Source organism: Paucibacter sp. KBW04 (genome assembly GCF_003852425.1).
Classification (GTDB): Bacteria; Pseudomonadota; Gammaproteobacteria; order Burkholderiales; family Burkholderiaceae_C; genus Paucibacter_A.
In genome coordinates this window covers 20,518-43,689 of the sequence record NZ_QAJN01000021.1, presented here as the reverse complement: position 1 = coordinate 43,689, position 23,172 = coordinate 20,518, and the positions used below count along the sequence as shown (strand labels likewise).

24 protein-coding genes are annotated in these 23,172 nt (G+C 64.9%); 11 read left to right on the top strand and 13 right to left on the bottom strand.

Annotated features, from left to right (window positions below):
* The first annotated feature begins 60 nt into the window (after positions 1-60).
* A complete protein-coding gene (locus tag DBR47_RS25190; RefSeq protein ID WP_231512473.1) occupies positions 61-786 on the top strand; it encodes a PEP-CTERM sorting domain-containing protein in 726 nt (241 codons plus the stop codon).
* A gap of 108 nt (positions 787-894) precedes the next feature.
* Here the strand turns inward: DBR47_RS25190 and DBR47_RS23290 are convergent, their stop codons facing one another.
* From DBR47_RS23290 to def, 8 genes are all read right to left on the bottom strand, one after another.
* The gene (locus DBR47_RS23290; RefSeq protein WP_124454666.1) at positions 895-2,088 is read right to left on the bottom strand and encodes a phosphoglycerate kinase; all 1,194 of its coding nucleotides are present in this window, start codon (positions 2,086-2,088) and stop codon (positions 895-897) included.
* A gap of 124 nt (positions 2,089-2,212) precedes the next feature.
* Positions 2,213-2,542: an AzlD domain-containing protein gene (locus DBR47_RS23285; RefSeq protein WP_124454664.1), complete on the bottom strand. Its 330-nt coding sequence runs from the start codon at positions 2,540-2,542 to the stop codon at positions 2,213-2,215.
* Positions 2,539-3,240 carry an AzlC family ABC transporter permease gene (locus tag DBR47_RS23280; RefSeq protein ID WP_124454662.1) on the bottom strand — a complete coding sequence of 234 codons (702 nt, stop codon included), beginning with the start codon at positions 3,238-3,240 and terminating at the stop codon, positions 2,539-2,541. The genes DBR47_RS23285 and DBR47_RS23280 overlap by 4 nt, the downstream gene beginning before the upstream one ends.
* Before the next feature lie 138 nt (positions 3,241-3,378).
* Entirely contained in the window at positions 3,379-4,143 is a 765-nt protein-coding gene (locus tag DBR47_RS23275; protein ID WP_197047243.1) for a head GIN domain-containing protein, read from the bottom strand.
* A gap of 176 nt (positions 4,144-4,319) precedes the next feature.
* Complete coding sequence (locus tag DBR47_RS23270) at positions 4,320-4,757, bottom strand: hypothetical protein (protein ID WP_370454953.1); 438 nt, start codon at positions 4,755-4,757, stop codon at positions 4,320-4,322.
* 121 nt (positions 4,758-4,878) lie between these two features.
* Positions 4,879-5,727 carry a zinc metalloprotease HtpX gene (gene htpX / locus DBR47_RS23265; protein ID WP_124454658.1) on the bottom strand — a complete coding sequence of 283 codons (849 nt, stop codon included), beginning with the start codon at positions 5,725-5,727 and terminating at the stop codon, positions 4,879-4,881.
* Positions 5,728-5,843: 116 nt separating this feature from the next.
* Positions 5,844-6,824, bottom strand: coding sequence for a methionyl-tRNA formyltransferase (fmt, locus tag DBR47_RS23260; protein WP_124454838.1), 981 nt, complete (start codon positions 6,822-6,824; stop codon positions 5,844-5,846).
* 28 nt (positions 6,825-6,852) lie between these two features.
* Complete coding sequence (gene def, locus DBR47_RS23255) at positions 6,853-7,371, bottom strand: peptide deformylase (protein ID WP_124454656.1); 519 nt, start codon at positions 7,369-7,371, stop codon at positions 6,853-6,855.
* Positions 7,372-7,669: 298 nt separating this feature from the next.
* Between def and DBR47_RS23250 the strand changes: the two genes are divergently transcribed.
* From DBR47_RS23250 to DBR47_RS23240, 3 genes are all read left to right on the top strand, one after another.
* Entirely contained in the window at positions 7,670-8,869 is a 1,200-nt protein-coding gene (locus tag DBR47_RS23250; RefSeq protein ID WP_124454654.1) for a LysM peptidoglycan-binding domain-containing protein, read from the top strand.
* A gap of 209 nt (positions 8,870-9,078) precedes the next feature.
* Positions 9,079-10,203 carry a DNA-processing protein DprA gene (gene dprA, locus DBR47_RS23245; protein WP_124454836.1) on the top strand — a complete coding sequence of 375 codons (1,125 nt, stop codon included), beginning with the start codon at positions 9,079-9,081 and terminating at the stop codon, positions 10,201-10,203.
* 97 nt (positions 10,204-10,300) lie between these two features.
* The gene (locus tag DBR47_RS23240; protein ID WP_124454834.1) at positions 10,301-10,753 is read left to right on the top strand and encodes a DUF494 family protein; all 453 of its coding nucleotides are present in this window, start codon (positions 10,301-10,303) and stop codon (positions 10,751-10,753) included.
* A gap of 21 nt (positions 10,754-10,774) precedes the next feature.
* On the opposite strand, the gene DBR47_RS23235 is transcribed toward DBR47_RS23240, so the two are convergent.
* The 5 genes from DBR47_RS23235 to yajC form a co-directional block, all read right to left on the bottom strand.
* Entirely contained in the window at positions 10,775-13,015 is a 2,241-nt protein-coding gene (locus DBR47_RS23235; RefSeq protein ID WP_231512471.1) for a DUF1631 family protein, read from the bottom strand.
* 9 nt (positions 13,016-13,024) lie between these two features.
* A complete protein-coding gene (locus DBR47_RS25185; RefSeq protein WP_231512470.1) occupies positions 13,025-13,225 on the bottom strand; it encodes a hypothetical protein in 201 nt (66 codons plus the stop codon).
* Between the two features lie 39 nt (positions 13,226-13,264).
* Positions 13,265-14,299, bottom strand: a complete 1,035-nt coding sequence (gene secF / locus DBR47_RS23230) for a protein translocase subunit SecF (RefSeq protein ID WP_124454652.1) — start codon at positions 14,297-14,299, stop codon at positions 13,265-13,267.
* A gap of 22 nt (positions 14,300-14,321) precedes the next feature.
* Complete coding sequence (gene secD, locus DBR47_RS23225; RefSeq protein WP_124454650.1) at positions 14,322-16,214, bottom strand: protein translocase subunit SecD; 1,893 nt, start codon at positions 16,212-16,214, stop codon at positions 14,322-14,324.
* A gap of 176 nt (positions 16,215-16,390) precedes the next feature.
* A complete protein-coding gene (gene yajC / locus DBR47_RS23220; protein ID WP_124454648.1) occupies positions 16,391-16,714 on the bottom strand; it encodes a preprotein translocase subunit YajC in 324 nt (107 codons plus the stop codon).
* 259 nt (positions 16,715-16,973) lie between these two features.
* On the opposite strand from yajC, the gene DBR47_RS23215 reads away from it, so the two are divergent.
* The 7 genes from DBR47_RS23215 (at position 16,974) to DBR47_RS23185 (ending at position 23,156) form a co-directional block, all read left to right on the top strand.
* On the top strand, positions 16,974-17,897 hold the full coding sequence (locus DBR47_RS23215) for a dihydrodipicolinate synthase family protein (protein ID WP_124454646.1): 924 nt from the start codon (positions 16,974-16,976) through the stop codon (positions 17,895-17,897).
* A 33-nt stretch (positions 17,898-17,930) separates the two neighbouring features.
* Complete coding sequence (locus tag DBR47_RS23210) at positions 17,931-18,623, top strand: GntR family transcriptional regulator (protein WP_124454644.1); 693 nt, start codon at positions 17,931-17,933, stop codon at positions 18,621-18,623.
* Between the two features lie 16 nt (positions 18,624-18,639).
* A complete protein-coding gene (locus tag DBR47_RS23205) occupies positions 18,640-19,596 on the top strand; it encodes a proline racemase family protein (protein WP_124454641.1) in 957 nt (318 codons plus the stop codon).
* The gene (locus tag DBR47_RS23200; RefSeq protein WP_197047242.1) at positions 19,593-20,750 is read left to right on the top strand and encodes an FAD-binding oxidoreductase; all 1,158 of its coding nucleotides are present in this window, start codon (positions 19,593-19,595) and stop codon (positions 20,748-20,750) included. Before DBR47_RS23205 ends, DBR47_RS23200 begins: the two co-directional genes overlap by 4 nt.
* Positions 20,751-20,755: 5 nt before the next feature.
* Entirely contained in the window at positions 20,756-20,995 is a 240-nt protein-coding gene (locus DBR47_RS23195) for a (2Fe-2S)-binding protein (protein ID WP_197047253.1), read from the top strand.
* The gene (locus DBR47_RS23190) at positions 20,992-22,269 is read left to right on the top strand and encodes an FAD-dependent oxidoreductase (protein WP_231512469.1); all 1,278 of its coding nucleotides are present in this window, start codon (positions 20,992-20,994) and stop codon (positions 22,267-22,269) included. The genes DBR47_RS23195 and DBR47_RS23190 overlap by 4 nt, the downstream gene beginning before the upstream one ends.
* Before the next feature lie 116 nt (positions 22,270-22,385).
* Complete coding sequence (locus DBR47_RS23185) at positions 22,386-23,156, top strand: DeoR/GlpR family DNA-binding transcription regulator (RefSeq protein ID WP_124454635.1); 771 nt, start codon at positions 22,386-22,388, stop codon at positions 23,154-23,156.
* Positions 23,157-23,172: the final 16 nt, after the last annotated feature.

Below are 23,172 nucleotides of genomic sequence, written 5' to 3'. Positions count from 1 at the left end.
GACGCCTGCATGGGATCCCGCCAAGAATGGGCTCACCCAATGATTTCGGAGCACCGCAGCATGTTTATCAAAAACCTTTTCAGCGCCACTGGCCTGCTCTTGAGCTTGGCCTGCGCCGCACCGCAAGCCCAGGCTTTGGAACTGGTCACCAACGGCAGCTTCTCCTCCACCACCAATGGCACGAACAAGCAGGTGGGTTACAACACCAATCTAACCGGCTGGTCCGTGCCCTCGGGCAATTACAGCTTTGTCTTCTCGGACATCAGCGCCACCGTCAGCGGCAACTCGGGCCCCTTGAGCTTGTGGAACGGCAGCAATGGCGGCAGCGCCCTGGCCTCGAACAGCCCGACGGGCGGCAACTTCTTCGCTGCCGACCCGGTCTGGGGTACGCAAGGCCCGCTGACTCAAACCTTGACGAATCTGGCCGCCGGCACCTACCAAGTCAGTTTTGACTGGGCCGCCGCCCAGCAGTACGGCTACACCGGTGATACCTGGGAGTCCTGGACCGTCAAGCTGGGCTCGGCCGCCTCGCAATCCACCGTGACCTTCAACAACCCCAGCCATGGTTTCACCGGCTGGAAGCATGAAACCATGACCTTCACCGTGGGCGCAGGCAATGCGGTGCTGAGTTTCTTGGCCGGCGGTGGCCCGAACGGCGTGCCGCCCTTCGCCTTGCTGGACAGCGTGTCGGTGACGGCCGTGCCCGAGCCCTCCACCTTCGCCCTGTTTGCTCTGGGCCTGGGGGCCGTCGTCGCGGCGCGCCGCAAGACCCGCAGCGCCAAATAAGCCAGCGCTGACGCGTTCCAAATAGAAAAGCGCCGGAGTCAGCCGACTCCGGCGCTTTCGTTTTTGCGACTCAGTCTTGCGGCGCCTGCACCAGGCGCCGCTGCGGCCTCAGGCCGCGGCGCGCTTGGCCAGGATCTCAAACGCAGGCAGGGTCTTGCCTTCCAAGATTTCCAGGAAGGCGCCGCCGCCGGTGGAGATATAACCCACATCCTTCTCGATGCCGTATTTGGCGATGGCCGCCAGGGTGTCACCGCCGCCTGCGATGGAGAAGGCGCTGGAGGCCGCGATGGCGCGGGCAATGGTTTCCGTACCGTTCGCAAAGGCATCAAACTCGAACACGCCGACCGGGCCGTTCCACACGATGGTGCCGGCGGCCTTGAGCTGCTCGGCCAGCAGCGCAGCCGTTTGCGGGCCGATGTCCAAAATCAAATCGTCATCCGCCACATCGGCAGCGGCCTTGACCGAGGCTTGCGCATCGGCAGCAAAGCGCTTGGCGACCACCACGTCAACAGGAATAGGCACGGCCGCGCCACGGGCCTTCATGGCGTCGATGACGGCTTGGGCCTCGGCCACCAGATCCGGCTCCGCCAGCGACTTGCCGATCTTCAGGCCAGCCGCCAGCATGAAGGTGTTGGCGATGCCGCCGCCGACGATCAGGCCGTCCACCTTCTCGGACAAGGCTTTCAAAATGGTCAGCTTGGTGGAAACCTTGGAGCCAGCCACGATGGCGACCAGGGGGCGCTTGGGCGCGCTCAAGGCCTTGCCAATGGCATCGATCTCGGCCGCCAGCAAGGGGCCAGCGCAGGCGATGGGCGCGAACTGGGCGATGCCATAGGTCGTGCCTTCGGCGCGATGGGCGGTGCCAAATGCATCGTTGACGAAGATGTCACACAAAGCGGCCATCTTCTTGGCCAGCGCTTCGTCGTTCTTCTTCTCGCCCTTGTTGACGCGGCAGTTTTCCAGCAGCACCAGCTGGCCGGGGGCCACCGTCACGCCGTCCACCCAGTTGGCCAGCACGGGCACTTCACGGCCCAGCAACTCACCCAGGCGCTTGGCCACGGGGGCCAGCGAATCCTCGGGCTTGAACTCACCCTCGGTGGGGCGGCCCAGATGCGAGGTCACCATCACCGCGGCACCGGCCTTCAGGGCCGCCTCGATGCAGGGGATGGAGGCGCGGATGCGGGTGTCTTCGGTGATGTTGCCGGCATCGTCCTGCGGCACATTGAGGTCGGCGCGGATGAAGACGCGCTTATTGGCCACCTGGCCGCTGCTGATCAAATCATTGAAACGGATAACGTTCATGGCTGTCTCGGAAGGATTCGTAGCGAATCGGGTTGGTTTTGGAAAAGCAAGAAACTCCGGCCAGGACTAGCAAGAAAAGTGCACAGCCCTGCATCAAGGGCGAAGCTTACCAAGCCCGCCGGGCTCACCAGCCCAGGCCTATGCGCAGCGCCAGCATCACCGCCGTGCCGCTCAAAATGGTGCCCAAAATGTCGCGCCGCCAGAAGAAGTAAGCCGTGCCCACGGCCGTGGCGTAGAGGCGGGCATCCTTCCAGGTGTCGATGAGCACGCCATGACTCATCACGATCTCCGGCACGATGACGGCCGCCAGGGCCGCCAAAGGCGCATAGCGCAGGCCTTGCTTGGCCCAGTCGGGCATGGGGATCTCCTTTTTCGGCAGCAGGAAGAAGCTGCGGGTCAGCAAGGTGATCAGACCCATGCCAAGGATGCCCAAGACGATTTCCCAGGTGCTCATGCTTGCTTCCTTTTCTCGGGGAAGCTGTACTCCATCAGCAAGCCCATGGCCACGGCGGCAGCGATGGCCACCAGGATATTGAGTCGCAGCGGCAGGCCGTAGGCCGCCACCGCCGCACAGGCAGCGACCGCCCCCGAGACCCAGGTATTGCGGTCGCGCAGCAGGGAGTAGGCCAGGCCTAGCAAGGCCAGCACACCGGCAAAGCCCAGACCCCATTCGGTAGGCACGCGCTCGGCTAGCAAAATGCCAGCCACCGAAGGCACTTGCCAGGACAACCAGTTCAGCGACACGCCGCCCCAGTAATACGGCTCTTGCTCGGGCGCAGGCTTGCCATCAGGCCAGCGCTTCAAAAAAGTCACGTAATTGAGGTCGGCGGCGAAGTAGCCGATGGACATGCGGCGCAGCAGAGGCAGATGGCCGAAGTACATGCGCCACTGGGTGCTGAAAATCACAAAGCGCAGATTGACGCAAAAGGCCGTGGCCCACAGCACCCACAGCGGCGCGCCACTGGCGATTAGAGGCAGGGCCGCGAGTTGCGAGCTGCCGGCAAAGACCACAAAACTCATCAGCAAGGCCAAGCCGACGCTCAGCCCACTCTTGACCATGGCCACGCCGGTCACCAAGCCCCAGGCCGAGATGCCCAGGCTGATGGCCACCATCTCGCGGGCCCCTCGCTTGAATTCGGGATCACGCCACATCGGCACGATTGGCCTTGGCGCAGAAGGGGAGGCGGACGAAAAAGAAGGACCCATAAGCGTGATTGTCCTATGGGCCCCAAATCTGGTCTGACCCAAGGGCTTGCATCAGGCCCGGGTCAAGTCTTGCCAGAGGATCAATCAGTCCAGCTTCTTGATGCGGCCGCTGCCCGCCACCGAGGTGCTGACCTGGGGGTTGCCGACATAGCCGATATCGCCCGAGCCCGCGATGGAGATGCTCAGGCTTTTGCGCGCATTCACCTGGGCGCTGCCGCTGCCGGCGATGCTGGCCTTGACCTCATCGGCCTGCATCTCGCGAGCATGCACATCACCGGAGCCGGCCACCGACAGTTTCAAAACCTGGGCCGTGCCCGCGGCCGAGATATCGCCGCTGCCGGCCACGCTGAGCACCAGTTGCTCGGTCTCCAGCTGGGCAAACTTGATGTCACCGGAGCCGCCCACGCTGGCATCGATGCGCGGGCTCTTCATCGCCTCAACCTTGATATCGCCCGAACCACCGATCGTGACGGCGCGCAACTCGGGCAGCTCCACAACGATTTGCGGTCGCACCGAGCCGGAAAGGTTGTAGCCCTTCTTGGGGGCGATCTCCAAGGTGCGGCCCTTGCCGTTCTCGACCACGCGGGTCTCCAGCAGGGACTGCAGATTCCGGTCGGTACGCACCTCCACCTTGGCATTGCGGCTTTGCCGCACGGTGACCACAAAACCGCCCGACATGCTGACCGCGTCGAAGCTGCCCAGATCGCGCGCCTCGCTGACCACTTCGCCGGAACCACGCACCTGCTCCGAGCCCCAATTCCAGCTCCAGGCCTGGGTCGGCGCCGCAGCAGCGGCCAGGCCAAAGGCGGTGGTGAGCGCGGCAACGGCAAAGAAACGGCGTTGAATCATGGGGAGCCTCCTGCAGAGCAAGTTTGTTGATGTGCAGGCATCTTCGCCAGCGCCACCCAAGGGAGCAAAGCGCATTCGACCGCTTGCAAGAACGACGGCACCAAATGCAAAAACGCCGCGGTGAACGGTCGGCGGGGACGGTTCAGCGCGGCGTTCAGCCAAGCTCGGACAAGTTCTTAGTGCTCGGCCTTGGCCTTGGGCTTGGCAGCAGCCTTGCCCTCTTCCTTGCTGGCGGCCTTGTCAGCCGGCTTCTCAGCGCCATGGCCGTCTGCCTCATCAGCGTTGGCATTGGCCGGTTTGCGGGGCTCGGGGCGCGGCACAACCGGCGCCACGCCTTCTAGCTTGTTCTCCCGCATGTACTCGTCCATCTCACGCCAACCGGCAAACACCGAGGCCTTGTGAGCCTTGGGGTTGAGGGTGTAGCAGTCTTCGATGGCGCGCATGGCATGGCGGCAGGCGCTGCCAATGGCCTTGCCCTCGGCTTCTTTGGCGGCCTGGATCTTGGCGGGGTCTTCAATGCCCAGTTGGTCGCAACCGCCCAGGCCTGCCAAGGCGGCACACAGACTCAAACCCAGCAGCGGGCGCGCGAAGAGAGTTGGCTTCATCACCACCATATCGGCCATTGCCGCCAAGTCTTGACCACGGCTTGGCTCATGAGAAACAAGGCCGGGCCGCCCCAAGTTGTTTCTCCTCCCCCTCGGGGGGCCTGACGCGAAGCGGCAGGTCTGGGGGCGTTCAAGAGCCGCGCGCCATCTCCAGCAGACGTGCCACGCGCTCCTCGGTGGCCGGGTGGGTGCTGAACAAGCCGGCCAAGCCGCGGCCCGACAAGGGGTTCATGATCATCATCTGCGCCGTCTCGGGGTGGCGCTCGGCCGCTTCCAAAGGAATGCCCTGGGCAATGCGATGGATCTTCTCCAAGGCCGAGGCCAGGGCGGCCGGGTCGCCGGAGATCTCGGCACCGCCACGGTCGGCTTCAAACTCACGCGCACGGCTGATGGACATCTGGATCACACTGGCTGCGATGGGGGCCAGCACAGCCACCAGAATGCCGACCAAAGGGTTGCTGCTGCGGCCCTCGCTGTCGCGCCCGCCAAAGAACATGGCGAAATTGGCCAGCATGGAAATGGCACCTGCCATGGTGGCGCTGACGGTGCTGATCAAGATATCGCGATGCTTCACATGGGCCAATTCATGGGCCATCACGCCACGCAATTCGCGCTCGGACAAGACCCGCATGATGCCGGTGGTCGCGGCCACGGCCGCATGCTCAGGGTTGCGGCCGGTGGCAAAGGCATTGGGCGCGTTCTCGTCGATGACATAGACGCGCGGCATGGGCAGCTGAGCTTTTTGCGCCAACTCGCGCACCATGCCGTAAAACTGCGGCGCGGAGCTTTCGTCCACCTCCCGTGCCTTGTACATCTTCAGCACCATGGTGTCGGAGAACCAGTAGCTGAAAAAGTTCATGCCCAGCGCCACGAGCAGCGCCAGCATCATGCCGGAGCGGCCGCCCACCATCGCGCCCAGGGCCATGAACAAGGCAGTGATGGCGGCCATCAGGATGGCGGTCTTCATCAGATTGAACATGGCTTGAGTCCTTTGGGTTTGTTGAAACGAAGGAACGTGAAAAACGAGGGCCAGGCACCAGCAATGCTGCGCGGCGGCCTGCCCTCCCCCATCAGATCAGGGCAAACGCCCTCGCTTCAAGACTTTGGTGCCGATGCAAGGCTCGAATCGCCGCCGAAGTGAGCCCCAAGCGCAATCGGCCGCGACTGCAAAAACACCGCCGCGGGCAGGCGCTTGCCACCGGCTCTTTGCAATTCGGTCAAGCGCAAAGCCCCCTGGCCGCAGGCCACGACGACACCGGCCTCATCCACCCGCAAGACCTGACCCTTGGGGCCTTGGCCCTCGGCCAGCTCGGCCCGCCAGATCTTGATGGCCTCACCGTCCAACAAGCTCAAACCACCGGGGAAGGGGTCAAAAGCCCGCAGACGGCGCTCGATCTGAGCCGCATCTTGCGTCCAATCGATCTGTGCCTCGGCCTTCTCAATCTTGTGCGCATAGCAGACGCCATCGCTGGGCTGCACCGTGCGGGTCAGGCCACCACAGGCTGCCAGCTCCAGCGCCTCCACAATCATGCGGCCACCCAAGCGGGCCAGTCTATCGTGCAGGCTGCCGGTGCTGTCATCGGCGGCGATCTTCAAACGCTCGATCAAGAGCATGTCGCCGGTATCCAGACCCGCGTCCATCTGCATGATGGTGATGCCGGTCTCGGCATCGCCCGCCTCGATCGCGCGATGGATGGGCGCAGCGCCGCGCCAGCGCGGCAGCAAGGAGGCGTGGATGTTCAGGCAGCCACGCGCCGGCAGATCCAAAACCCATTGCGGCAAGATCAGGCCGTAGGCGGCCACCACCATCACATCGGCCCGAGCATCCAGCAGACTCAAGCGAGCGGCCGCCGCGTCCTCAGGGAATTTGCCATCCAAACGCAGGCTACGCGGCTGCGCCACCGGGATGCCATGCTGCAAGGCCAAGGCCTTGACCGGTGAGGCCTGCAGCTTCATGCCGCGGCCGGCCGGGCGATCCGGCTGGGTCAGCACCAGGGGCACGCTAAAACCAGCCTTCAGCAGATCAGCCAGGGCGGCGGCAGCAAATTCCGGCGTACCGGCGAAGATCACACGCATGGAGGGTGTCTGGCTCATCGGTGTCCGATCAGCGCTTGTGCGCCTGCTCTTCGCGGGTCTTCTTGATCATCTTGGTCTTGATGCGTTCGCGCTTGAGCGGGCTCAGATACTCGACGAAGACCTTGCCCATCAGATGGTCCATCTCATGCTGGACGCACACCGCCAGCAGGCCCTCGGCCTCGAACTCATAGGTTTCACCCTCGCGATTGAGGGCGCGCACCGTAACGCGCGAATGACGCGGCACCTTGTCAAAAATCTGCGGCACCGACAGGCAACCCTCTTCACCCTCGGTGAACTCGGCGCTGGTCTTGACCAGTTCGGGGTTGATCAGGACGCGCGGGGTGTCGCGGTCGTTGGAGGTGTCGATCACCAACACCCGCTCATGCACATCCACCTGGGTGGCGGCCAGGCCCACGCCCTCGGCGTCGTACATGGTTTCCAGCATATCGTCCACCAGACGGCGAATGCGCTCATCCACCTGAGCCACGGGTTTGGCCACGGTGTGCAGACGGGGATCGGGATAACGAAGAATATTCAGAATGGCCATGGAGGGGGCGATGTGGACTCAGCACAACGCGAATGAGTTTGTAAGTACATGCAAGAGCCCAAAAGCCCCCGCTTTGTTCGTTGCGAGCACCCTTTTTTGGGGGCAGAATCGCCGCGCATGAGCCCGATTTTCGCCGAATTGCTGCACAGCGGCACGAAGGCACTGGATCGGCCCCATGGATCGCTGCCCAAAACCCAACAAGTCAGGGCCTTGCTTAGTCAAAGAAGCAGGACTCTGCCCACACATAAAAGCCGCGATGTCTTGCGGTAGAGAGCCCTTGATGCCCCGCTCCAAGCCCATGCCTGTCCCTGAAACATTGAACTCCCCCCGTCGCGCTTCGCGTCGCTCCGCCCAGCGTCTGGCCTTGATCCCGCTCTTGTGCTTGGGCGCGCTAGGCGCCGCTCAGGCCGCCCCCCTGCCCGTCACCGACGCCCAGCGCGCCACGGCCGAGCGCGTGGCCCAGGCCGGCGTGCCGCTGTCCGAGCTGGCGCCCAATGCGCCCGAGACCTATACCGTCAAGACTGGCGACACCTTGTGGGACATCTCCCAGCTCTTTCTCAAGAGCCCCTGGCGCTGGCCCGAACTGTGGGGCATGAACCGCGAGCAGATCGCCAACCCGCATCTGATCTACCCCGGCCAGACCCTGATGCTGGTGAAGCAAGACGGCATGGCTCGCTTGCAACTGGCGCAGGAATTCGGTCAAGGCAACGGCAGCAACAGCGCCTCGGCAAAGCTCTCGCCGCGCATCCGCGCCTCGGACAATCTGCTGGCCGCGATCGCGGCCATCCCGCTCAATCTGATCGAACCCTTTCTCAACGACGCGGTGGTGTTCGACTCCGACGCCCTGGCCAAGGCCCCCCGCATCGTGGCCGCACCCGAAGGCCGGGTGAATCTGTCCAACGGTGACATCGCCTATGCGCGCGGCGACTTCAGCCAGGCCAGCGATTACCGCGTGTTCCGCAACACCCAGCCCTTGCGCGACCCGACGACCAAGGAAATCCTCGGTTACGAAGCCCGCTACCTCGGCACGGCCGAGCTGACCCGGCCCGGCGAGCAAAGAGTGAACGACCAAGGCAAGCCCGAGATCGTCCCCACCACCTTGACGATCAAGACGGTACGCCAGGAAATCGGCGTGGGTGACCGCCTAGCGCCGGTGCTGCAGCGCAGCTTTCTGCGCTATGTACCGCATGCACCCAGCAAAGACATATCGGGCCAGATCGTCTCCATCTACGGGGATGGCCTGAACGCCGGCCAGAACCAGATCGTCGCCCTCAACCGCGGCAGCCAGGACGGCCTGGAGCGCGGCCATGTGCTGTCCCTGTGGCTGAAGGGGCGCCAGGCCGTCGACCGCACCGGCGAGCGCAAGGAAGACATCCGCCTGCCCGATGAAAAACACGGCGTGCTGTTCGTCTTCCAGACCTACTCGCGCGTGTCCTATGCGCTGATCATCTCGGTAAAAGAGCCGGTCAAGGCCGGTGACCGTTTCAGCCAACCTTGAGATGGAATGCCCCTCGCCCAGTCTCGCCACGCTGAACGCGGGCGAGCCTGGTCGGTCCCCCGCGGGGACTAGGCCGTATGCGGCATTGAGCCGCAGACGGCCTCAGGCGGGCCGGCTTGGGGCGGCCCGGCGCTCGGCCCGAACAGCATTCCATGCATTGCGGCTGAGACAGATAAGCGTGAAGGACAACTCCGGTGCGCTCAAACCCTATTGAGTACGCGGAACTGGCCGCTTGGCTGCGCCTGCTGGAAACACCCGGCATAGGCTGGGAGACCGCCCAACGCCTGCTGCAAGCCCTGGGCTCGCCGCAAGCGGTCTTCGATCTGCCGGGCCAGGCCTGGCATGACTTGCTCAGCCCCAAGCAAGCCTTGGCCTTGAGTCGGGAGCCGACCCATCTGCCGGACTTGCTTGCGCGCACCTGGCAGTGGCTGCAGGAGGACGAGGCCCGCAGCCTGCTGATCCTCGGCGATGCGGACTACCCACCGGCCTTGCTCGCCACCGCCGACCCGCCGCTGCTCTTGTACTTGGAGGGCCAACGCGAACTGCTGGCTCGCCCGGCCCTGGCGGTGGTGGGCAGCCGCAACCCCAGCGCCCAGGGTCAGGACAATGCCCAGGCTTTCGCCCAGGCCCTCAGCGAACAGGGCTTGACCATCGTCTCCGGCCTGGCTTTGGGCGTGGACGGGGCCGCTCACAGAGGCGGCCTGGCCGGCCGCGGCAGCACCATCGCCGTGCTGGGCACGGGCCTGGACCAGATCTACCCCAAGCGCCACCAGCGCCTGGCCGCCGAGATCAAGGCGCAAGGCCTCTTGATCAGCGAGTACTCACTGGGCACGCCCGCCCTGGCCCCCAACTTCCCGCGCCGCAACCGCATCATTGCCGGCTTGGGACTGGGCTGCCTGGTGGTGGAAGCCGCCCTGCAATCCGGTTCCTTGATCACCGCCCGTCTGGCCAGCGAGGCCGGCCGCGAGGTCTTCGCCATCCCGGGTTCCATCCACTCACCGCAAAGCCGGGGCTGCCATGCTTTGATCCGGCAAGGCGCCAAATTGGTGGAGACCGCCGCCGATGTGCTGGACGAGTTGCCACCCTTGCCTGGCTCCGCCGCGCCAAATCCGGCTGCCGAAACAACGCCGCTGACGCCCCAAACCGACGGCATCCCGCCCGCCCAGGCCCAGGTCTTGGCCTTGATGGGCTTCGAGCCGGTTTCGCTGGATCAGCTGATGGCGCGCGGTGGCTGGGCGGCCGCGGACTTGAGCGCCCACCTGCTGGAGTTGGAGCTGCTGGGCGAGGTCGCGCGTCTGGCCGGCCAACTGTTTCAGCGTCGCGCCAGGGCCTGAAAAACGTCCTGCAGCCCCTGTTTGAGCCCTGCCCAAGGGCTTTGAAGCGCCAGGGCTTACAGCCAGGCCGCTCATGGGCCTGAGTTATCATGCCGCCATGCTCGATGTGTTGGTCTATCTCTACGAAACCTATTGGCGGCCTGATGCCTGTCCGGATCATGCTCAGCTGACGCGCAAGCTGTCGGCGGTGGGCTTTGAAAGCGATGAGATCAAGGAAGCGCTGACTTGGCTGGACGGCTTGGCCGCCAGCGCCAGCGCCTACCAGGGCGAGCAAGGCCCGCTGAGCCTGCGCGTTTACTCCCAGGCCGAGCTGAACCATCTGGGCGAGCCCTCGGTGGGCTTCATCAGCTTCTTGGAATCGGCCGGTGTGCTGCCCCCGCCCATGCGCGAGATGGTGATCGACCGCGCCATGGTCGTGCCCGGCGAGCCCCTGGATCTGGAAGACCTCAAAATCATCGTGCTGATGGTTTTCTGGAGCCGTGGCCAAGAGCCCGATGCCCTGATCCTGGATGAACTCTTTGTAGCACCCGAAGACCGACTGATTCACTGAGTTCTGCGGGAACTCTTAGGCTTAGTTCAGCAAACGATCAGGGTCCACATCCAGCTTGGCCAGAGCATTGCGCGTGGCCTTGACGGTCAGCGCCTCATCCTGCGCCGGCAGTAGCAAACCGGCCTGCAAAAACGCCGCCATGCGGGTCAATGGGAACAGCACGCCACGACCCTGGGTCGTGACGAACAAAGCCATCTGACGGCGATGGCCACGCCAGGCCAGTTGCACCGCCTCATTGCGATGGCGGTAGTCCAACATATACCAGCCGCCCACCTGCAGCTCGCGCGCCCAGGCCAGCATGGCCGGGGTCGGGGCGGAGCCGCCTTCGGACACCACCTCCAGGCCCTCAGTTTCATGGCCGGAGAGATCGCGCACCAGAGATTGGTTGATCTCCACCTCGCCGCGCCCATCGGCGCCCGGCTCGGGCAGCATGGCCTCCAGCGTTTCCAACTGGTCCATCAACTCTTCCAGACGCTCGCGCGGGATCACCGCCGTCTTGGCGGTAAAGGCCGCGGCCAGGGCGTTGTTAAGGCTGCGCACATGGTCGTCTTGCTTGTCCAGCGGCAAGCCGGCCAAGCCCATGCCTTCGCGCAAGGTTTTGAGCAGGGGCGGCAAGCGCCGAATGACCTCGGCCCGCTCCTCGCGGGAGACCTTGGCACTGGCCGACCAGATCAGATCGGCCGCCGCCCGCTTCATCTGCTTGATGCTCTCGGACTGAGCGCCGCTGCGCACCGCCGTGACGGCCAGCACATCGGCCCAGACCTGGAACAGGAATTCCCGGATGCCGTCCTGCACCGGCACCTCGGCCAGCATCTTGCGCAGCTCGATGGTGTACTGGATGGCCAGGGTCTCGCGCTGCTCCACCTGCTGGGCCAGGGAGACCCCATGACGGGTGTTCTGGTTCTCGTTCTCGAAATAGTTGTCGAGGAATTTCTCGAACTCGGTCAGCACGGTCTGGAACACGCGCCGGCCGGTGTCGGGGTAGGCCTCCACAACCTGCACCACCCGTTTGATTTCGCGCTCCAGCGGATCGCCGGCCGTCGAATGACTGCTATTGCCTGATGTGGTGCTGAAGCCCATCACGCAGGAGCCCATGCGGTCGATCAGTTGGCGGGCGGGATGGTCGGTGGTGGCGAAGAAGTCGGGTTCGCTGACCGCAACCCGCAGAACCGGCATCTGCAAACGGGCGAACCAAACCCGCACGGCGGCCGGGATATGGTCCTCCATCAAGATGCTCTGGAACATCATCGCCACCAGCTCGATGGTGGCGCGCTCAGCCGGAGTATCGGCCGCCTGCTTGAGCACCTGCTTGACGCTGTGATTGCGCTGCTGCAAATCTTCCAGCACCTGCGGTGCCGGCGGCAGCTGGGCCACATCACTGGACAGATTCAAGTCCAGCGGCGACCCCTGCTCCTGCATCGCTTGCTGCGCATGCTTGATCGCCGCATCAAGGCGTGGCGCAGATTCCAGGACGCCACCCGAAGCAGCGCCAGTCTTCTCAAAATCGGTTGGCGCCCCGCCCTGCGCACCCGCCGCTCGAGAGCTGACTGCAAACGCTGGAACCTGCCGGCCAACAATGCGCTGCAGCAGTTGCAAGACCTCCTCGGCCTGGCTGCTGGACGGGCTCTGCACCGGCCTCGCGTCCGCGTGTGCTGTGGCAGCAGCACCCACACCGCGCGCATCGGCCAAGCCCGAAGACGCCCGAATCTGCGCCCCCGAAGCCGCGGGCGCCATCGCATGGCCACTGCCAGCCAAGGCGCTGCCGGTGTTGAGTGAGCGCCGAATGAACGGCCGCAAATCCACCTCGGGCAACACGCTTTGCGAGATCAGCCAGCGGTTGACCTCGTGGTAGGCCTCGCCCAACAGGAGTGAGAACTCCTCGTGCAAGGAGACTCGGAGCATTTGCCACTCGGACACGCCCAGGCCGCTGCGCGACCAGGCATCCAGAATCAGCTTGGCCACCACATTGGCGCGCAGCAAATCGCTGGTGGCCAGATCGTCCTGGCGCTCCAGCACCTGCATGCGGGTGCGCAGATCGGTGAACTCCCAGGTGGCCTTGTCCATCATGGCCAAGGACAGGCGGGAGGCGGTGATCTCACGCTCGATGGTGTCGTCATCCACCAGGCTCAGGCCAGCGCTGCCGCCCGCGGCCTCGCCACTGGGTTTGGAGGCCGATGCGGCCGAGCCGGTGGAGGCATTGGCGCCCGCCCGCGAGGTTTCAAGAATGCCGTAGACGGCTGCATGCCTCAGGCCGCTGACCACCCCGACCGACTAGGCCGGGCCCAGACGATTCCAGGCTTGCACGCCGTCGCGGCGCGCCATCATCACCGGGTGTTCGGCGCCTTGCTGCAGCAGCAGGGCCGCCGCTTCATTGAGGGCCTGAACCACGCCGGCCATGCCGCGCACCAAAGCTTCGACATAGATCCGCCGCGCCTGAGAGGCCAGAGCCTTGTTGCGGGCAGTGTCGGTCATGGAGGAATGGGCAGGCCGAACGTTGGAGTCAAGCTGACTCTACACCACCGCGCCGGCATTCGGATCGTCCGGGTCTTCACGATTTACCGGGGCTTGCACCAAGTCTTCACGTTTCACGCCCAACCACATCGCGATGGCCGCAGCCACAAAGACGGAGGAGTAAATACCGAACAAGATGCCGATGGTCAGCGCCACCGCGAAGTAGTGCAGGGTCGGGCCGCCAAAAATCAGCATGGACAGCACCATCAGCTGGGTGCTGCCGTGGGTGATGATGGTGCGGCTCATGGTGCTGGTGATGGCGTGGTCGATCACCTGGGGGGTGTCGAACTTGCGGTACTTGCGGAAGCCCTCGCGCACCCGGTCGAAAATCACCACCGACTCGTTCACCGAGTAGCCCAGCACGGCCAGAATCGCCGCCAGCACAGTGAGCGAGAACTCCCACTGGAAGAAGGCGAAGAAACCCAGAATGATCACCACGTCGTGCAAGTTGGCGATGATGCCGGCGACCGAGAACTTCCACTCGAAGCGGAAGGCCAGGTAGATCATGATGCCGATCACCGTGGCACCCAAGGCGTAGGCGGCATCGCGTGCCAGCTCTTCACCGACGGCGGGGCCCACCACCTCGCTGCGCGAGAGCTTGACCGGCTCGGCACCGGCGGCAGTGGTACAGACCTGCTTGCTGATGGCCTCGCCCTTGTCGCTGACGATTTGACGCTGGCTGATGCTGCCCGACTCGGCCTTGCACAACTCGGCAAAGACCTGGCCGACCTGCTCGGTCTGCTTGATATTGGGGCTCAGCGGCAGGCGCATCATCACATCGTGCGAGCTGCCGAAGTTGGTGACCTGCACCTCGCCAAAGCCCATCTTCTCGACCACGTGGCGGGTCTTTTCAAGATCGGCCGCCTGCGCGTATTCGACCTCGATGACCGAGCCGCCCTTGAACTCGATGGACCAGTTCACGCCCCGGGTGATCAGGAAGAAAACGGCGGCGGCGAAGGTCAGGAAGGAGATCACGTTGAAGATCAACGCGTGCTTCATGAACGGGATGTCCCGTTTGATGCGGAAGAGTTCCATGATTCTTGGCTTCCTAAATGTCTCAGGCCTTGGCCACGGGCTGCTCGCCCTCGGCCGTGGGTTTCCAGATCTGCCCAATCGACAGGGATTTCAGCTTCTTCTGGCGTCCGTACCAGAGGTTGGCCAAGCCGCGTGAGAACACGACCGAGGAGAACATGGAGGTCAGGATGCCCAGGCAGTGCACGATGGCAAAGCCACGCACCGGGCCGGAGCCGAAGGCCAGCAAGGCCACACCGGCAATCAAGGTGGTGACGTTGGAGTCCAGAATCGTCGCGAAGGCGCGCTCATAACCCAGGTTGATAGCCGCTTGTGGCGACACCCCGGCGCGCAACTCCTCGCGGATGCGCTCGTTGATCAGCACATTGGAGTCAATCGCCATACCCAGCACCAGGGCGATCGCCGCAATGCCCGGCAGCGACAGCGTGGCGCCCAGCAGGGACAGCAAGGCCACCAGCAAGAGCAGATTGAAGCCCAGTGCCAGCGAGGAGAACAGGCCGAACAGCATGTAGTAAACACACATGAACACGGCCACGGCGGCAAAGCCCCAGATCACGCTGTGAATGCCGCGCTCGATGTTTTCCTTGCCCAGGCTGGGGCCGACGGTGCGCTCTTCGATGATTTCCATCGGTGCGGCCAGCGAGCCGGCGCGCAGCAGCAAGGCCGTATCGTTGGCTTCCTGCGTGGTCATGGCGCCGCTGATCTTGACCCGGCCACCGCCGATCTCGCTGCGGATCACCGGCGCGGTCACGACCTCGCCCTTGCCCTTCTCAAACAAGATGATGGCCATGCGCTTGCCGATATTGTCACGCGACACATCCTTCATGATGCGGGCGCCCTTGGCGTCCAGCGTCAGGTCCACCGAGGGCTGGTGGTTCTCGTCGAAGCCAGGCTGGGCGTCGGTGAGGTTGTCACCCGTGTAAACCACTTGGCGCTTGACGATGATGGGACCAAAGCCGCGGTCCATGAAACGCTCGGTGCCGAAAGGCACGGGGCCGGTGCCGGCCAGGGCGGCTTGGGCCTCGGCGCTGTCGTCCACCATGCGCACTTCCAGCGTGGCAGTGCGGCCGATGATGTCCTTGGCCTTGGCCGTGTCTTGCACGCCAGGCAGTTGCACGATGATGCGATCCAGGCCTTGTTGCTGAATCACCGGCTCGGTCGTGCCGAGTTCATTGACCCGGTTGTGCAGCGTGGTGATGTTCTGCTTCAGGGCCGCGTCCTGCACCGCCACCATGGAGGCGGGCTTGAGCGAGCCGCTCAAACGGGGCTCGGCGCCAGGCGTCGCATCGACCACAGGGGTCCACTGTGCCTCGGGCGATTTTTCGCGCAGCAAGGCCTCGGCCTGAGCCAGGGTGGCGGCGTCGCGGAAGGCGATCACCACCGAATTGCCATCCCGGCTGATGCCGGAATGACGGATATTCTTTTCACGCAAGAGCGTACGCACATCGCCGCTCAAGGACTCTGCCTTCTTGCTCAGCGCGGCCTTCATATCGACCTGCATCAGGAAGTGCACGCCGCCACGCAGATCCAGGCCCAGATACATGGGCGTGGCATGCAGCTTGGACAGCCACTTGGGCGAGCGCGACAGCAGGTTCAGGGCGACGATATAGGTGGGCTCGGCCTCGTTCGGGTTGAGCGCCTTGTTGATCGCGTCCTTGGCCTTGATTTGGTGATCCAACTCGCTGAAGCGAGCGCGGATGGACGTCCCGTCCAGTTCCACAAAGTCAGGCTTGATCTGAGCCTCGTTCAAGGCCGCCTCGACCCGGGCACGCAGCGCCTCGTCGACCTTGATGGTGACCTTGGCACTAGAAACCTGCACGGCCGGGGCCTCGCCGAAGAAGTTCGGCAGCGTATAGATAAAGCCGAACAGAAGTGCGATCACCAGCATCGCATATTTCCACAGCGGGTAACGGTTCATGGTGCTTCCTCTCAGGCCCCGGGCCACGGCCGGCGGCAGCACTCAGGCTGCATGCCGGCTCAGGCAGATCGGGACGCGGCGCGTGGCCGGCAGACGGGGTCGTCGGTCTTTGATTGACGGGAATCTAGGGCTGACCGAGGCCTCGCCCCAATCAAGCCCAGCCAAGTCGGTACGACTTACTTGACGGTGCCCTTGGGCAGCACTTGCACGATGGCGCCGCGCTGCACTTGCAACTCAACACCAGCCGCCACTTCCAGCGTCAGGTAGCTCTCGCCGACCTTGCTGATCTTGCCCAACAGGCCGCCGGAGGTGACCACCTCGTCGCCCTTGACGATGGCCTCGATCATGGCCTTGTGCTCTTTCTGACGCTTCATCTGGGGACGAATCATCACGAAATAGAGCACCACAAACATCAGCACCAGGGGCAGCATGCTCAGCAGGCTGGATTCGGCTCCGCCGGGAGCGGCGGCGGCTTGAGCGAAGGCATTGGAAATAAACACGTCGGATCCCTTTGGAATGAAGGCTCTGCAGCGCAGCCAATGCGGCGATGCAGGCGAAAGAACTGCGGATTGTATGCGCGCGGAACTTCCGCCGACGCGCCCTGCGGCGGCCAAACGCCCCGGCATGCGCACCTTCGCCAGCACGGCTCTTGGATGGGTTGTCCAGCCAGCACCTGGCACGCGAAGCGATAACTGGTGTTGACAAGCCCGCAAGGCAAGACTATCGTCTAAATATATTAACCATATACCGGAGATTTCAATGCCCGCGACTTCCGCCCTGCCCCGCTGGAGAGGTGTCTTCCCCGCCGTCACCACCAAATTCCATGCCAATGAAGAGCTGGATGTGGCCGCGATGGAGCGGCATTTCGAATTCCAGATCGAGAACGGCGTGGACGGCCTGGTCACCTGCGGCTCGCTGGGCGAGGCCAGCACCCTGACGCTGGAAGAAAAACTGGAAGTCGCCGCCATCGCCCTGCGCGTCTCGAATGGGCGCGTGCCGGTGCTGGCCAATGTGTCGGAGTCCAGCACCCGGGCCGCCCTGCGTTATGTGGAGGGCGCCGCCAAGCTGGGCGTGCAAGGCCTGATGCTGATGCCCGCCCTGCTCTACGGCGCGGACGCGCGTGAGGCCATGACCAATGTGCGCACGGTGGCCAACGCCGCCGCCCTGCCCACCATGGTTTACAACAACCCGGTGTCCTACCGCGTTGATCTGCGGCCCGAACATTTCGCCGAACTGGCGGACTGCCCCTGGCTGGTCGCCATCAAGGAATCGACCGACAACATCCGCCGCATCACCGATCTGCGCAACACCCTGGGCACGCGCTACCAGCTCTTCATCGGCGTGGACGACCTCAGCTTTGAAGGCCTGGCGATTGGCTGCGACGGACTGCTGGCCGGCCTGTGCGACGCCTTCCCGGCCGAGACCGTGGCCATTTACAAGCTGATGCAAGCCAAGCGTTATGACGAAGCGCTGAAGATCTACCAATGGTTCACACCCCTGCTGCACCTGGATGTAAGCCCAAAGCTGGTGCAAAACATCAAGCTGGCCGAGGCCATGGTCGGTGTGGGCAATGAAAACGTGCGGCGCCCCCGCCTGCCCCTGGTCGGTGCGGAGCGCGAACAGGTGGCCACCATCATTCAACACGGCATCAACACCCGGCCCGATTTGAGCGGCCTGTTTTAAATGGGCAGGCGCCGCGCCTGCGATGATGCGGCCATGAGCAAGAAGTCTTTGACCCAGGTCAGCGAGGAGGAAAGCGGCGATGCCGCGGACGCCGGCCGACGCCGCTATGCCGACCAAGCCTATGACGCCTTGGAGTCCATGATCGCCACCTTGCGGCTCAAGCCCGGCGCCCCGATCGTGGAAGCCCAGCTGATCGAGTTGACCGGCCTGGGCCGCACGCCCACCCGCGAGGCCTTGATGCGTCTGGTCAGCTGCGGTCTGATCACCCAGCAGCCGCGCCGTGGCCTGCAGGTGAGCGAGATCCGCCTGGCCGAACATTTGGACCTGATCGAAGCCCGGCGCGCACTGGAGCGATTGATCGCCGCCACCGCCGCCCGCCGCGCCGCACCCCATCAGCGCGAGGAACTGCTGGCCTGTGCCGAGGCCATGACGGCCGCCGCCGCCCGCGGCGAGTTGCACGGCTATATGGCGGCCGACCAGGCCCTGGACCGCGTCATCCACGCCGCCTGCCGCAATCCAGCGGCCGTCGCCGCCGTCATTCCCATGGCGATTCAATGCCGCCGCTTTTGGTACGCCTACCAGCACCAGGGCGATATGGCCTTGGGCGCCCAGCTGCATCTGGCGCTTGCCCAGGCGATTGCCCTGGGTGAGCCGGAGGCGGCCACCCAAGCCTGCGAGGCGCTGATGGATTATTTGCGCGGCTTTGCCCAGGCCGTCATCGCTTGAAAGCTCTCACCTCCCAATGAACACGCCCATCCGCATCATCGACTCCCACACCGGCGGCGAGCCCACCCGGGTGCTGGTCTCCGGCGGGCCCGAGCTGGGCTCCGGCCCCATGAGCGAGCGCCTGCGATTGCTGCAAAGCCAGCACGATCACTGGCGTCGCGCCCTGGTCAATGAGCCGCGCGGTTCGGAGGTGCTGGTCGGCGCCCTGCTCTGCGAGCCGCAAGCCGCGGACAGCGCCTGCGGCGTGATCTTCTTCAACAACGTCGGCTATCTGGGCATGTGCGGCCACGGCAGCATCGGCCTGATCGCGACCCTGGCACACCTAGGCCGCATCGTGCAGGGAACGCACAAGATCGAGACCCCGGTGGGCGCCATCACCGCGACGCTGGCGAGCGATGGCCAGGTGACGCTGGCCAATGTGCCTAGCTTCCGTGCGACCAAGAATGTGGCCGTCAATGTGCCCGGCCATGGGCGGATGCATGGCGATGTGGCCTGGGGCGGCAACTGGTTCTTTCTCTGCGAGGACCATGGCCAAAGTCTGGAAATCAGCAATGCCGAGGCCTTGACCGAGCTGGCCTGGCGCATACGCACAGCATTGACCGAGGCCGGTGTGCGCGGCAGCCAGGGCGAAGAGATTGACCACATCGAGCTGATCGCCCCCTCGCGCAACCCCGCTCACGATCCCAAGAAAAGCGCCCGCAACTTCGTGCTCTGCCCCGGCAAGGCCTATGACCGCTCGCCCTGCGGCACCGGCACCAGCGCCAAGATCGCCTGCCTGGCGGCCGATGGCAAGCTGGCGCCGGGCGAGCTCTGGCAGCAGGAAAGCGTCATCGGCAGCAGCTTCGCCGCCAGCTATCAATTGAATGAACAGGGTCAGGTCTTGCCTCAGATCAGCGGCCGCGCCTTCATCAATCTGGACGCTCAGCTCGTGCTGCAAGCCGAGGACCCCTTTGCCTGGGGCATTCCCGTTTGAAGACGCAGCGCACAGCCGATGTACTCATCGTGGGCGGCGGCATCATCGGCGCGGCCTGCGCTCGTGAGTTCGCTCGCCAAGGCCTGAGTGTGGCGGTGATCGAGCCCGCCCCCCTGGGTGGCGGCGCCACCGGTGCCTCCATGGGCCATCTGCTGGTGGTCGACGCCGAGGGGCAAGACGGCGACGCAGGCGCGAACGCCGAGTTCGCACTGACGCGACGCGGCAGCGAACTTTGGCGCGAATGGCTAGACGCCTCCGAGGCCCACCCACGCCTGGCCGAACACAGCCGCTGCGGCACGCTGTGGATTGCCGCCGACGCCGAAGAACTGGCCTTGGCCCAGCGCAAGCAGCAGTGGCTGCAAGCCCGTGGATTGAAGGCCGAGCTGCTGGACCCGCAAGCCCTGGCCCGTGCCGAGCCCCTGCTGCGCCCCGGCCTGGCCGGCGCCTTGCGCGTGCCCGATGACGCCCGGCTCTACCCGCCCAAGGTGGTGGCGGCCTGGTTGCAGGAAGCCCGCGCCGAAATCATCCAAGGCCAGGTGCAAGGTTTTGGCCGGGCCGGCGAAGTGATCTTGCAAGACGGTCGCCGGCTCTGGGGCGCGCTGACGGTGCTGGCCGCCGGCCTGGCCTGCCAGCGCTGGCTGCCGCCCGGCACGCTGATTTCCAAGAAGGGCCAGCTGGCCATCACCCAGCGCTACCCTGGCCTGATCCAGCATCAGCTGGTGGAGCTGGGCTATATCAAAAAAGCCCATTTGCTGGACCAGGACACGGTGTCCTTCAATGTGCAGCCGCGTCCCGGGGGTCAGGTCTTGATCGGCTCGTCCCGCCAGATCGGCAAGGCCGACGCCGCGCTGGATCTGACCTTGCTGCGCCAGATGTTGGCCCATGCCTGCGACTATCTGCCCCCGCTCGCGCAGATGAGCTTGCTGCGCAGCTGGACGGGCCTGCGCCCCGCCAGCCGCGATGGCCAGCCCCTGATCGGTGCCCACCCCAGCCTGCCGCGCGTCTGGCTGGCCACGGGGCATGAGGGTCTGGGCATCACTACCGCCCTGGCCACGGCCGAGCTGCTGGCCCAACAGAGCTTGCAACAGCCCTGCACGCTGGCGCCCGAGGCCTGGTCGCCCCAACGTTTCTTCTCTCCCTCGCCCCAGCCATGAGCCAGATCACCCTGCACATCAACGGCCTGGCCTTGCAGGTGGCGGCCGATTCCACGGTGGCCGCCGCCCTGGCTCGGGCCGGTCTCAGCAGCACCCGCTTGTCCGAAAGCGCTCAGCCCCGCGCGGCCTTCTGCGGCATGGGCATCTGCCAGGAATGCCGCGTGCAAATCGACGGCATCCCGCACCGGCTGGCCTGCCTAACGCAAGTGAAAGACGGCATGCAAATCGAGGGCGATTTCGCATGAGCCTGCGCTTGAAGGCCGATCTGCTGGTGGTGGGCGCGGGCCCAGCCGGCATCGCGGCGGTGTGTGAGTTCGTCCAGGCCGGGCGCTCCGTCATCTGGGTGGACCAAGGCCTGCGCGCCGGTGGCCAGATCTGGCGCGCGCAAGTCGCCGCCCCTTGGCGCCAGCGCCTGGAGCAGGCCTTGGCCAGCCCCTTGCTGCAATTTCTGCCCGGCCATGCGGTGATCGGCGTGGAAGCCTGCTCGGCCCAGGAACAGCGCTTGCGGCTGAGCAGCCTGCAAGACCCGCTGGCCCCGGGCAAGGTGGTCACTGCGGCTCAGCTGCTGCTGGCCCTGGGTGCTCGCGAGCGCTTTCTGCCCCTGCCGGGCTGGACCCTGCCCGGCGTGCACGGCGCAGGCGGCCTGCAGGCCTTGATCAAAAGTGGCTGGCCCATCGGTGGCCAGCGAGTCGTGCTGGCGGGCAGCGGCCCCTTGCTCTTGGCCGCAGCCGACACGGCCCGGGCGGCGGGCGCGCAATTGCTGCAAATCATCGAGCAGGCGCCGCGCAGCGCCTTGCTGGGCTTTGGCCTGCGCCTGGGCTCTCAGCATTGGCGCCAAACTGCAAGCCTGGCCTGGCGTTTGCGCGGCACACCCTACAAGACCGGCTGCTGGGTGAGCCAAGCCCTGGGCGAGCGCAAGCTGGAGGCCGTGCAGATCAGCAATGGCCAAAGCAGTTGGACTCTGGATTGCGAGGCCCTGTGTCTGGGCTTTGGGCTCTTGCCCAATACCGAGTTGGCGGCCCTGCTGGGCTGCGAGATCGTGGACGGAGCGATCCAGGTGGACGCTAGCCAGCAAAGCTCAAGGCCCGGTGTTTACGCGGCAGGCGAATGCACCGGCGTGGGCGGGGTAGACAAGGCCGTGCTGGAGGGCCAGCAGGCCGCCAGGCAAATGCTGGGCCAAGGCGGCCGCAGCAACACCCGCGCCCTGAGTCTGGCTCGCCAGCACGCCCGTCTATTGGCCCAGCAGTTTGCCCTGCGGCCCGAACTCTTCAAGCTGGCCGAGGCCCGCACCCTGATCTGCCGCTGCGAGGACGTGAGCCTGGGCGAGCTCAAGCCCTTTGCCAATTGGCGCAGCGCCAAGCTGCAGACCCGCTGCGGCATGGGCGCCTGCCAGGGCCGCGTCTGCGGGCCCATTGCCCAGGACGTTCTGGGCTGGCCGGCGCAGGCGGGCGAGCGCGGCATGCGCCTGCCTTTGCAGCCGACATCCATCGCCAGCTTGCTGGGCGAGGATCAAAACTGAAGCACCCACAAACACGCACAGAAAACCACAGGCCGTCACGGCTTTGTCATCAAGCCCCTCGTCTAATTCGGGCGATGGACACCCGAGTCAGCCCGCCAGTCATGCACAAAGCCCCCATGTGGACGCCCGAAAGGCACGAAAGAATCCTCGCTCTATTGCAGCAGCGCCAGCGCCTGACCACCGATGCCTTCGCGGCCGAGCTGGGCGTGTCCAAGGAGACCATACGCCGGGACTTGATCGAGCTGGAGCACAGCGGCAAGCTCAGCCGTGTGCATGGCGGGGCCGTGCCTTGCAGCGCCGTCCCGGAAGCAAGTTATGCCGAACGTACGGCCTTGTTCTTGCCCGAAAAGCGCGCCATTGCGGCGGCCGCAGCCGACTTGATCGCAGCCGGCCAGTCCTGCTTCATCGACGCCGGCTCCACCACCCACGCCCTGGCCCAGGCCCTGCAAAGCGTTCGGGACCTGCTCATCGTCACCAACTCCGTCGATGTGGCCATCAGCTTGCGGGGCCGGGCCGACTTACAAGTCCATTTGCTGGGCGGCTCCATGGCCCGCGATGTGCCCGCCACCTATGGCGAGGCCACCTTGGCCGAGATTGCCCGCTACCGCCTGGACTGGGCCATCAGCTCACCCACCGCACTCCACCCCGAGCAAGGCGCGATGGACTATGACTGGCAGGAAGCCGCCGTGGCCCGCGCCATGATGGCGCAAGCCGGCCGCACCCTTTTGCTGGCCGACGCCAACAAGCTGGGCGGCAGCAGCCGGGTGCAGGTCTGCAACAGCCAGAGCATCGATTGCCTGGTGACGGACGTCCGCGCCGATCAGACCCTGCTGGAAAGGCTGGGCCAGGCCGGCGTCAAACACATCATCAAGGCCGACTTGACCTGAGGCGCGCCCGGCAGTC

Excerpts from the sequence above, each read along its gene's own strand:
- DBR47_RS23190 (WP_231512469.1), top strand. The coding sequence starts at position 20,992 with ATGAGCCTGCGCTTGAAGGCCGATCTGCTGGTGGTGGGCGCGGGCCCA.
- DBR47_RS25185 (WP_231512470.1), bottom strand. The coding sequence starts at position 13,225 with ATGACCGACACTGCCCGCAACAAGGCTCTGGCCTCTCAGGCGCGGCGG.
- DBR47_RS23280 (WP_124454662.1), bottom strand. The coding sequence starts at position 3,240 with ATGTGGCGTGATCCCGAATTCAAGCGAGGGGCCCGCGAGATGGTGGCC.
- fmt (WP_124454838.1), bottom strand. The coding sequence starts at position 6,824 with ATGCGTGTGATCTTCGCCGGTACGCCGGAATTTGCTGCCGCCGCCCTG.
- htpX (WP_124454658.1), bottom strand. The coding sequence starts at position 5,727 with ATGTTCAATCTGATGAAGACCGCCATCCTGATGGCCGCCATCACTGCC.
- secD (WP_124454650.1), bottom strand. The coding sequence starts at position 16,214 with ATGAACCGTTACCCGCTGTGGAAATATGCGATGCTGGTGATCGCACTT.
- DBR47_RS23290 (WP_124454666.1), bottom strand. The coding sequence starts at position 2,088 with ATGAACGTTATCCGTTTCAATGATTTGATCAGCAGCGGCCAGGTGGCC.
- secF (WP_124454652.1), bottom strand. The coding sequence starts at position 14,299 with ATGGAACTCTTCCGCATCAAACGGGACATCCCGTTCATGAAGCACGCG.
- def (WP_124454656.1), bottom strand. The coding sequence starts at position 7,371 with ATGGCCATTCTGAATATTCTTCGTTATCCCGATCCCCGTCTGCACACC.
- DBR47_RS23205 (WP_124454641.1), top strand. The coding sequence starts at position 18,640 with ATGAACACGCCCATCCGCATCATCGACTCCCACACCGGCGGCGAGCCC.
- DBR47_RS23240 (WP_124454834.1), top strand. The coding sequence starts at position 10,301 with ATGCTCGATGTGTTGGTCTATCTCTACGAAACCTATTGGCGGCCTGAT.
- DBR47_RS23215 (WP_124454646.1), top strand. The coding sequence starts at position 16,974 with ATGCCCGCGACTTCCGCCCTGCCCCGCTGGAGAGGTGTCTTCCCCGCC.
- DBR47_RS23285 (WP_124454664.1), bottom strand. The coding sequence starts at position 2,542 with ATGAGCACCTGGGAAATCGTCTTGGGCATCCTTGGCATGGGTCTGATC.
- DBR47_RS25190 (WP_231512473.1), top strand. The coding sequence starts at position 61 with ATGTTTATCAAAAACCTTTTCAGCGCCACTGGCCTGCTCTTGAGCTTG.
- DBR47_RS23185 (WP_124454635.1), top strand. The coding sequence starts at position 22,386 with ATGTGGACGCCCGAAAGGCACGAAAGAATCCTCGCTCTATTGCAGCAG.
- DBR47_RS23275 (WP_197047243.1), bottom strand. The coding sequence starts at position 4,143 with ATGATTCAACGCCGTTTCTTTGCCGTTGCCGCGCTCACCACCGCCTTT.
- DBR47_RS23250 (WP_124454654.1), top strand. The coding sequence starts at position 7,670 with ATGCCTGTCCCTGAAACATTGAACTCCCCCCGTCGCGCTTCGCGTCGC.
- DBR47_RS23270 (WP_370454953.1), bottom strand. The coding sequence starts at position 4,757 with ATGGTGGTGATGAAGCCAACTCTCTTCGCGCGCCCGCTGCTGGGTTTG.
- DBR47_RS23210 (WP_124454644.1), top strand. The coding sequence starts at position 17,931 with ATGAGCAAGAAGTCTTTGACCCAGGTCAGCGAGGAGGAAAGCGGCGAT.